The sequence below is a fragment of the Streptomyces anandii JCM 4720 genome (assembly GCF_014650655.1).
Lineage (GTDB): Bacteria > Actinomycetota > Actinomycetes > Streptomycetales > Streptomycetaceae > Streptomyces > Streptomyces anandii.
Map to the genome: position 1 here is coordinate 246,747 of NZ_BMVJ01000008.1, position 7,137 is coordinate 253,883.

The 7,137-nt window shown below is 72.3% G+C and carries 5 protein-coding genes and 1 tRNA gene; 2 read left to right on the forward strand and 4 right to left on the reverse strand.

The genetic code is table 11. The annotated features are described in order from the left end of the window. Window positions 1-44: 44 nt before the first annotated feature. The 3 genes from IE249_RS17000 to IE249_RS17010 form a co-directional block, all read right to left on the reverse strand. Complete coding sequence (locus IE249_RS17000) at window positions 45-1,109, reverse strand: SPFH domain-containing protein (RefSeq protein ID WP_189705660.1); 1,065 nt, start codon at window positions 1,107-1,109, stop codon at window positions 45-47. Between the two features lie 84 nt (window positions 1,110-1,193). Beyond that, complete coding sequence (locus IE249_RS17005) at window positions 1,194-2,105, reverse strand: peptidoglycan-binding protein (RefSeq protein WP_229858699.1); 912 nt, start codon at window positions 2,103-2,105, stop codon at window positions 1,194-1,196. Window positions 2,106-2,280: 175 nt separating this feature from the next. Beyond that, a tRNA-Lys gene (locus tag IE249_RS17010) sits at window positions 2,281-2,354 on the reverse strand. A 187-nt stretch (window positions 2,355-2,541) separates the two neighbouring features. Here IE249_RS17010 and IE249_RS17015 point away from each other — a divergent pair. Beyond that, on the forward strand, window positions 2,542-4,479 hold the full coding sequence (locus IE249_RS17015) for a glycosyltransferase family 2 protein (protein WP_229858701.1): 1,938 nt from the start codon (window positions 2,542-2,544) through the stop codon (window positions 4,477-4,479). After that, window positions 4,476-6,413, forward strand: coding sequence for a radical copper oxidase GlxA (glxA, locus tag IE249_RS17020; RefSeq protein ID WP_189705661.1), 1,938 nt, complete (start codon window positions 4,476-4,478; stop codon window positions 6,411-6,413). Before IE249_RS17015 ends, glxA begins: the two co-directional genes overlap by 4 nt. A gap of 27 nt (window positions 6,414-6,440) precedes the next feature. Here glxA and IE249_RS37560 read toward each other — a convergent pair. After that, window positions 6,441-7,137 (reverse strand): glycoside hydrolase family 6 protein (locus IE249_RS37560; RefSeq protein ID WP_229858702.1); only part of this gene is annotated, 697 nt, incomplete at its 5' end.

A 7,137-nucleotide genomic window follows, 5' to 3' on the forward strand; every position in this document is an offset into this window, starting at 1 on the left:
AGTTGCGGGAGTTCAGGTCTGGACCAAGTCGCAGCGTATTGCCGTTAGTTGAACATGTCCATACCAATCTCAGGGTCGGCTTGCCGGCACCGCGCGCACAGGCCGACCGTCAGATCCCGGCGCGCGTCCAGCGCGGCCACGCTGCGCCGGTGCATGGCCCCGGCCACCTCGGGGGCGTACTCCACCGTGGCCGGCCGGACCGCCAGCACCTCGAGACCGGCCCGCGCCGTCTCCCGCGCCACCAGCCGGGTCAGCGCCTCCCCGGCCGTCTCCGCCGCGCGTGTGCCGCCCGGGGCCGCCACCGCGACCCGGGCCAGGGCGGACTCCACGCACGCGTGCAGGAACCGCTCGTGGTCGTCGACGCCGAGCACGGCACGCGCGGTGTCCCGCACCCGCCACACCACGAGCACCGCCACCCGCAGCGCGATCCCGTCCGCGTCGGCGGCCGGCATCGGCCCGCCGCGCCAGTGCCGCAGCCGTACGTCGACCCGGCGCCTGCGCACCAGCGGGTTGACCCACATCAGCCCGGCGCGCCGGACGGTCCCCCGGTAGCCGCCGAAGAGACCGAGCACCCACGCCCGCCCGGTCCGGCCCCTGAGCAGCCCGCCGAAACCCGAAACCCCGAGGGCCCCGGCCCCGGCGTACGCGGCCCACTGCGGCAGCCCGAGCCCGGCGCCCGCGCCGGCCGGCAGCCGCAGCACCTGTTCCACGAGCGGCGGCAGCACGCCCGCCCACCAGGAGGTGAGCACACAGCCCGCCGCCCCGCAGGCCCCGGCCAGCAGCCCCACCGCCCCCGGCAGCACCCGGGCCGGTCGCTCCACCGGGCCGGGGTCGGGACCCGCCACCGGTCGTGCGGGCGCGGGCACCCGGCGGCGCCAGAAGCGCGGCTGCTCACCGGTGCCGCGCCGGCCGCCGACGACCGTGGACGCGACAGGCGGCACATCCGGACAGGGGTCGTCCCGGAACAGCAGGTGCACCGGGATCTCGGTGGTCGCCTCGTTCTGGATGAGCCGCGCCCCGAGGCGGCCGGCCCGGCCGCCCGGGGGCGGTGTGCGCTCGCACCCCTCGGGATCGGGGACGGCGGAAGTCGTCGTGCTCGTGCTTGCCATACCTGCCTCCAGCCTCCAGCCTCCGCGCCAGACGGTTCAGGACAGTGGGTCACTTCTCGGGCCGTCTCCAGGACGTGCCTCGTCTCAGGCGAACAGCCGCCGCCAGGTCTCCGGTCCCGGGTGGCCGTCCGCCGCGCCGCCGCGCCAGCCCTGGTCGCGCTGGAAGGCCTCGACCGCGCCGCGGTCCGCCTCGGACCAGCCCGGCCCGGGCCCGGCCGGGCCGAGGTGGCCGTACCCCTTGGCCACCAGCCGCTCCCGCAGCCGGGTGACGTACTCGTTCTCCGCGCCGGGCCCGAACATCGCGCTCCCCGGATAGCCGGGCGCGGGCAGCGGGGCGGGCGCCGGAGCGGGCCGGGGCTGAGGCGCGGCCGCCGGGGCGCCCTTCGCGCCGGCGAGACCCAGGGTGACGCCCTTGTAGCGGTAGGGGACGTACCGCGAGGAGTGGCTCCAGTAGGCGTACGGCGTCACCTTGCGCCGGGTGCGCGGCGGCGCCTGCTCGTAGGCGATGTAGCGGGTGTGCCTGTGGTCGCTCCAGCCGCCGAACAGCACCACGTGCGAGCCCTTCAGGGGGTCGGTGGGATTGTGGTAGAGGAGGATGTCGCCGGGCTGCAGCCGGGCCTTGGTGGTCCGGACCGCGTACCGCGCGAGGCTGCCCGTCCACTCGTTGCGCGGCAGGTTCCAGGCCATCGAGACGAAGCCCGAGCAGTCCTGGCGGTATCCGTCCGGCCAGAAGGCGTACATGCTGTACGGCACTTTGGCGCTGATCCACTTCTTGGCCCTGGCGAGGATGGCCTTACGGGTGGTGGCGTTCACCACGGCCGGGGTGCCCGTCTTGACCGGCTCCCCCACCGGGCCGTACAGCGGGGCCGGCTCCCCCTGCGGGGTCTCCACGTCGTCGCCGCCCGCGACGGCGCCCGGCCGGGCGGGGACATGCCCGGCGGCGCCCGCCGGGGCCGCGTGGCCCGCGCCGAGGGCGGCGGCGGTCACGGCCGCCACGAGAAGCGTGCGATACGCATCACATTTCGTACGGACACTAAAGGATCTGCGCACGTTGATCAGTTTCACAACGGTCGCCGGGGCGCGCATGTTGACGGTCCGAATGACGTAACGACGCACCGACGGGCGTCCAGCAAAAAGACCCCCCGCTTCCGCGAGGGGCCTTCTTCGTCCGTGCGCCGCCAGGGACTCGAACCCCGGACCCGCTGATTAAGAGTCAGCTGCTCTAACCAACTGAGCTAGCGGCGCCTGCTGACGTCGTAACTCTACAGGACCCGAAACGGTGCTCCCGACCACCGCCCGTCCCACGATCGCACGCCTGTCCGTTTTGAGAAGAAGGGGCTTTTCGCGCGTCGGCGGCCGCCGAGGGGGGCAGCCATGCAACGGCAGTGAACCGATCAACACGCGCCGGTCCGCGCGTGTGGGGGGATGACTCATGACGCCGACGCCCACCGGCGCGCGCCGAGCCGGCACCGGTTACGACTACGAGCACTACAGCCGCCTGGCCGGACCGCTCACCCGGCCCGACCCGGACCGGCCGTACCGGGTGCGCTACCGCTCACTGGTCGCGCGGGAGCCCCACCGCGTCCGGGTGGCGCTGATGCTGGCCGCCGCGCCGCTGCTCTCGCTGGTCCTGCTGGCCTGGCTGATGCGGCCGGCGCACTGGACCGAGCGCGACCACCCGGACCACGGCTTCCTGCCGGCGCTGGACGTCGTGATGCTGGTCTCGATCGGCCTGATCGAGTTCTTCCGCTTCCTGAACGTCCTGTCCAACGCGCACGCCACCCTGGTCGCCCGCGACCCCGTGCCCGTCGTGCCCGAGACCGGCACCAAGGTGGCCTTCCTCACCACCTACGTGCCCGGCAAGGAGCCGCTGGAGATGGTGACCAGGACCCTGGAGGCGGCCGTCCGGCTGCGCCACCGGGGCCTGCTGCACGTCTGGCTGCTCGACGAGGGCGACGACGAGGAGGTGAAGGCGGTCTGCGCGCGCCTGGGCGTGCACCACTTCACCCGCAAGGGCGTCGAGCGCTGGAACCGGCCCGCGGGACCGCACCGCGCGAGGACCAAGCACGGCAACTACAACGCCTGGCTCCAGGCGCACGGCGACGCCTACGACTTCTTCGCCTCCGTCGACACCGACCACGTGCCGCTGCCCAACTACCTGGAGCGGATGCTCGGTTACTTCCGCGACCCGGACGTCGGCTTCGTCGTCGGCCCGCAGGTCTACGGCAACTACGACACCTTCGTCACCAAGGCCGCCGAGTCGCAGCAGTTCCTCTTCCACGCCCTGGTCCAGCGGGCCGGCAACCGCTACGGCGCCCCGATGTTCGTCGGCACCTCCAACGCCGTGCGCATCCGCGCGATCAGGCAGATCGGCGGGCTGTACGACTCGATCACCGAGGACATGGCCACCGGCTTCGAGATGCACCGCGCGAAGAACCCGGCCACCGGCCGCAGATGGAGGTCGGTCTACACCCCCGACGTGCTCGCCGTCGGCGAGGGCCCGGCCGCCTGGACGGACTTCTTCACCCAGCAGCTGCGCTGGTCGCGCGGGACGTACGAGACGATCCTCAAGCAGTACTGGAAGGGCTTCGGCTCGCTGCCGCCGGGCCGCCTCCTCAACTACACCATGATGATCATCTTCTATCCGATGTCGGCCCTCAACTGGATCCTGGCCGCGCTGAGCTGCGCGCTCTTCCTCGGCCTCGGCGCCTCGGGCGTGAACATCGACCCCACCGTCTGGCTGATGCTGTACGGCAACGCCTCCGCGCTCCAGATCGGCCTGTACGTCTGGAACCGCCGCCACAACGTCTCCCCGCACGAGCCGGAGGGCTCCGGCGGGGTGGCCGGCATGGTGATGTCGGCGCTCTCGGCCCCGATCTACGCGCGCTCGTTGATGGACGCCGTGCTGAGGCGCCGGAGCAGGTTCGTGGTGACCCCGAAGGGCGAGTCGGCGAGCCCCGACACACTGTTCGGGACGTTCCGCGTGCACTGGTTCTTCGTCGTCGTCTTCGGCGGCTCCATCGCCGCCGGTCTCCTCCTCGGGCACGCCCACCCGGCGATGCTCGTCTGGGCCTCGCTCGCCCTGCTGATCACGGCCTCGCCGATCCTCGCGTGGCGCTGGACCCTGCGCCGGGCCCGGCGGAGCACCGCGCCCTCCCGCGCGGTCACGGCCCCACCCCCCTCCCGCGCGGTCACAGCCCCACCCCCCTCCCGCGCGGTCACGTCCCCGCCCGCCGGCCGCGCGGCGCGCGTTCCGCAGCGGCGGCCCAGCTGGGCCGGGGCCGGGCGGGTCACCGCCGAGGGGACGGGTGAGCACACCATGCGCGTCGCCCTGGGCAGTCCGCGGGGAGCGGGGCGATGTGAGGGATGAGGGACCGCAGTCGTTTCCGCCGCGCCCGCAGGCTCGGGGCCGGCGCGGTGGTGGTGGCCGCCCTGGCGGCGATGAACGGGCCCTGGCTCTACCGCTTCGGCTCGGAGCGCTACCACCGGTACGAGATCAACAGGCCCGAGTACAAGGCGGCCAACGGCCACTGGGAGATCGTGGAGTTCCCGAAGGAGTACCGCCAGGACACCATCCACGCGGTGCTCCTGCACACCGGCAAGGTGCTGCTGGTCGCCGGTTCCGGCAACAACCAGGCCAACTTCGACGTCAAGAGATTCGACAGCCGCGTCTGGGACCCGGTCAGGGGCACGATCAGGAAGGTGCCCACGCCCAGCGACCTGTTCTGCACCGGGCACACCCAGCTCGCCGACGGCAGGATCCTCATCGCGGGCGGCACCAAGCGGTACGAGAAGCTGAAGGGGGACGTCACCAAGGCCGGCGGCCTGATGATCGTCCACAACGAGAACCCGGACAAGCCGGTCACCCTGCCCGCGGGCACGAGCTTCACCGGCAGGGCGAACGGCAGGACGTTCATCTCCAAGGACCCGGTGCTGGTCCCGCGCGCGAAGAAGAACTTCGACAGCAGGACCGGCAGGTTCCTCGGCAACACCCCGGGCCTCGGCCGCATCTACGTCGAGGCGCGAAGGAGCGGCGCGAAGTACGAGACCGGCACCCAGGACAACTACCGGATCCGGGGACTGACCGGCGCCGACGCCCGCAACACCTACGGGATCGCGCAGAAACTCGCCCTGGACAAGAAGGACTTCCAGGGGATCAGGGACGCCTACGAGTTCGACCCGGTCGCGGAGAAGTACATCAAGGTGGACCCGATGAACGAGGCCCGCTGGTACCCGACGCTCACCACCCTGGGCGACGGAAAGGTCCTCGGTGTCTCCGGCCTGGACGACATCGGCCAGCTGGTGCCGGGCAAGAACGAGGTCTTCGATCCGGCGACGAGGAAGTGGGCATACACCCCGAAGGTCCGTCAGTTCCCCACCTATCCTGCGCTGTTCCTGCTGCCGGACGGCAAGTTGTTCTACTCGGGCTCCAACGCCGGCTACGGCCCGGACGACGTGGGCCGCGACCCGGGCGTCTGGGACGTGGACAGCAACAGGTTCACCAGGCTGCCGGGGCTCGGTGACCCGGACCGGATGGAGACCTCCGGCACGGTCATGCTGCCGCCCGCGCAGGACGAGCGGTTCCTGGTGATCGGCGGCGGCGGGGTCGGCGAGTCCTCGCTGTCCAGCAGACGGACCCGGCTCATCGACCTCAAGGCCGCCAACCCGCGCTTCACCGACGGGCCTTCGCTGGAGAAGGGCACCCGCTACCCTCAGTCATCGATCCTCCCGGACGACTCCGTGCTGGTCTCCGGCGGCTCCGAGGACTACCGGGGCCGCGGCGGCTCCGACATCCTCCAGGCACGCCTCTACGACCCGGTGGCAGGCACCTTCCGACGGGTCGCCGACCCGCTGGTGGGCCGCGACTACCACGCGGGCTCGATCCTGCTGCCCGACGGCCGGGTGATGTTCTTCGGCTCCGACCCGCTCTACGGGGACAAGGCCGGCACCAGGCCCGGCAGGTTCGAGCAGCGCATCGAGATCTACACCCCGCCCTACCTGTACCGGGACGCGCGGCCCTCGCTGTCGGGCGGCCCGCGCACCCTCACGCGCGGCGGCTCGGGCACCTTCGTCTCGCGGCACGCCTCGGCGATCAGGAAGGTACGGCTCATCCGGCCGAGCGCCTCCACCCACGTCACCGACGTCGACCAGCGCTCCATCGCCCTCGGCTTCACGGCCTCCGGCGACCGCCTCACGGTGACGGTGCCGGAGAACCGGAACCTGGTGCAGCCGGGCTGGTACATGCTCTTCGTGGACGACGACCAGGGCACGCCGAGCAAGGCGAGGTGGGTGAAGGTCCCGTAGGGAGGTGGGTGGGTACGGGTCCCGTGGTCAGCCGCTCGCGCGGGCCAGCCTCAGCGCGTAGCCGGCCCACCAGTCACCCGCCTTGGGGCCGCCCTTGCAGGTGCCGTCGGACTCGCCGGGCCGCTTGACCCACAGGTAGGCGTCGGCGAGCGGGTCGGCGGTCCTCGCCGTGGGGTGCTCGCCGAGCGCGCGGCCGGGCGGGTTGCACCAGCGCTCGTCCGGATCGCCGCCGGTGTAGGGGCCGTTGCCGTTGCGGCTGGTGTCGACGACGAAGTGCTTGCCGCCGACCTTCGCCGACAACCGCCTTCCGTACGCCAGGGATTCCCCGGTGGAGTAGAAGTTGGAGACGTTGACGGCGAAGCCGTCCGCGCGGCCGACCCCGGCCCGCTCCAGCGGCTCGAAGATCTCGTCGGGGTGGCCCCAGCCCGCGTTGCCGGCGTCGACGTAGACCTTGGTGTTCTTCAGGGACTTGAGCCGGTCCACCGCGCCGCTGAGGAGGTCGTAGCGCTCCTCCTCGAAGGCGTCCTCGGTGCAGCCGTCCACCAGGTGCAGCACGGCGTCCGGTTCCAGGACCACGGTGGCGGGCCGGTCGCCGATGCCCCGGGCCACGCCGTCGATCCAGGCCCGGTAGGCGTCCCCGTCGGCGGCGCCGCCCTGCGAGTACTGGCCGCAGTCGCGGTGCGGGATGTTGTAGAGGACGAGGAGGGCGGTGCGGCCCGCGCGC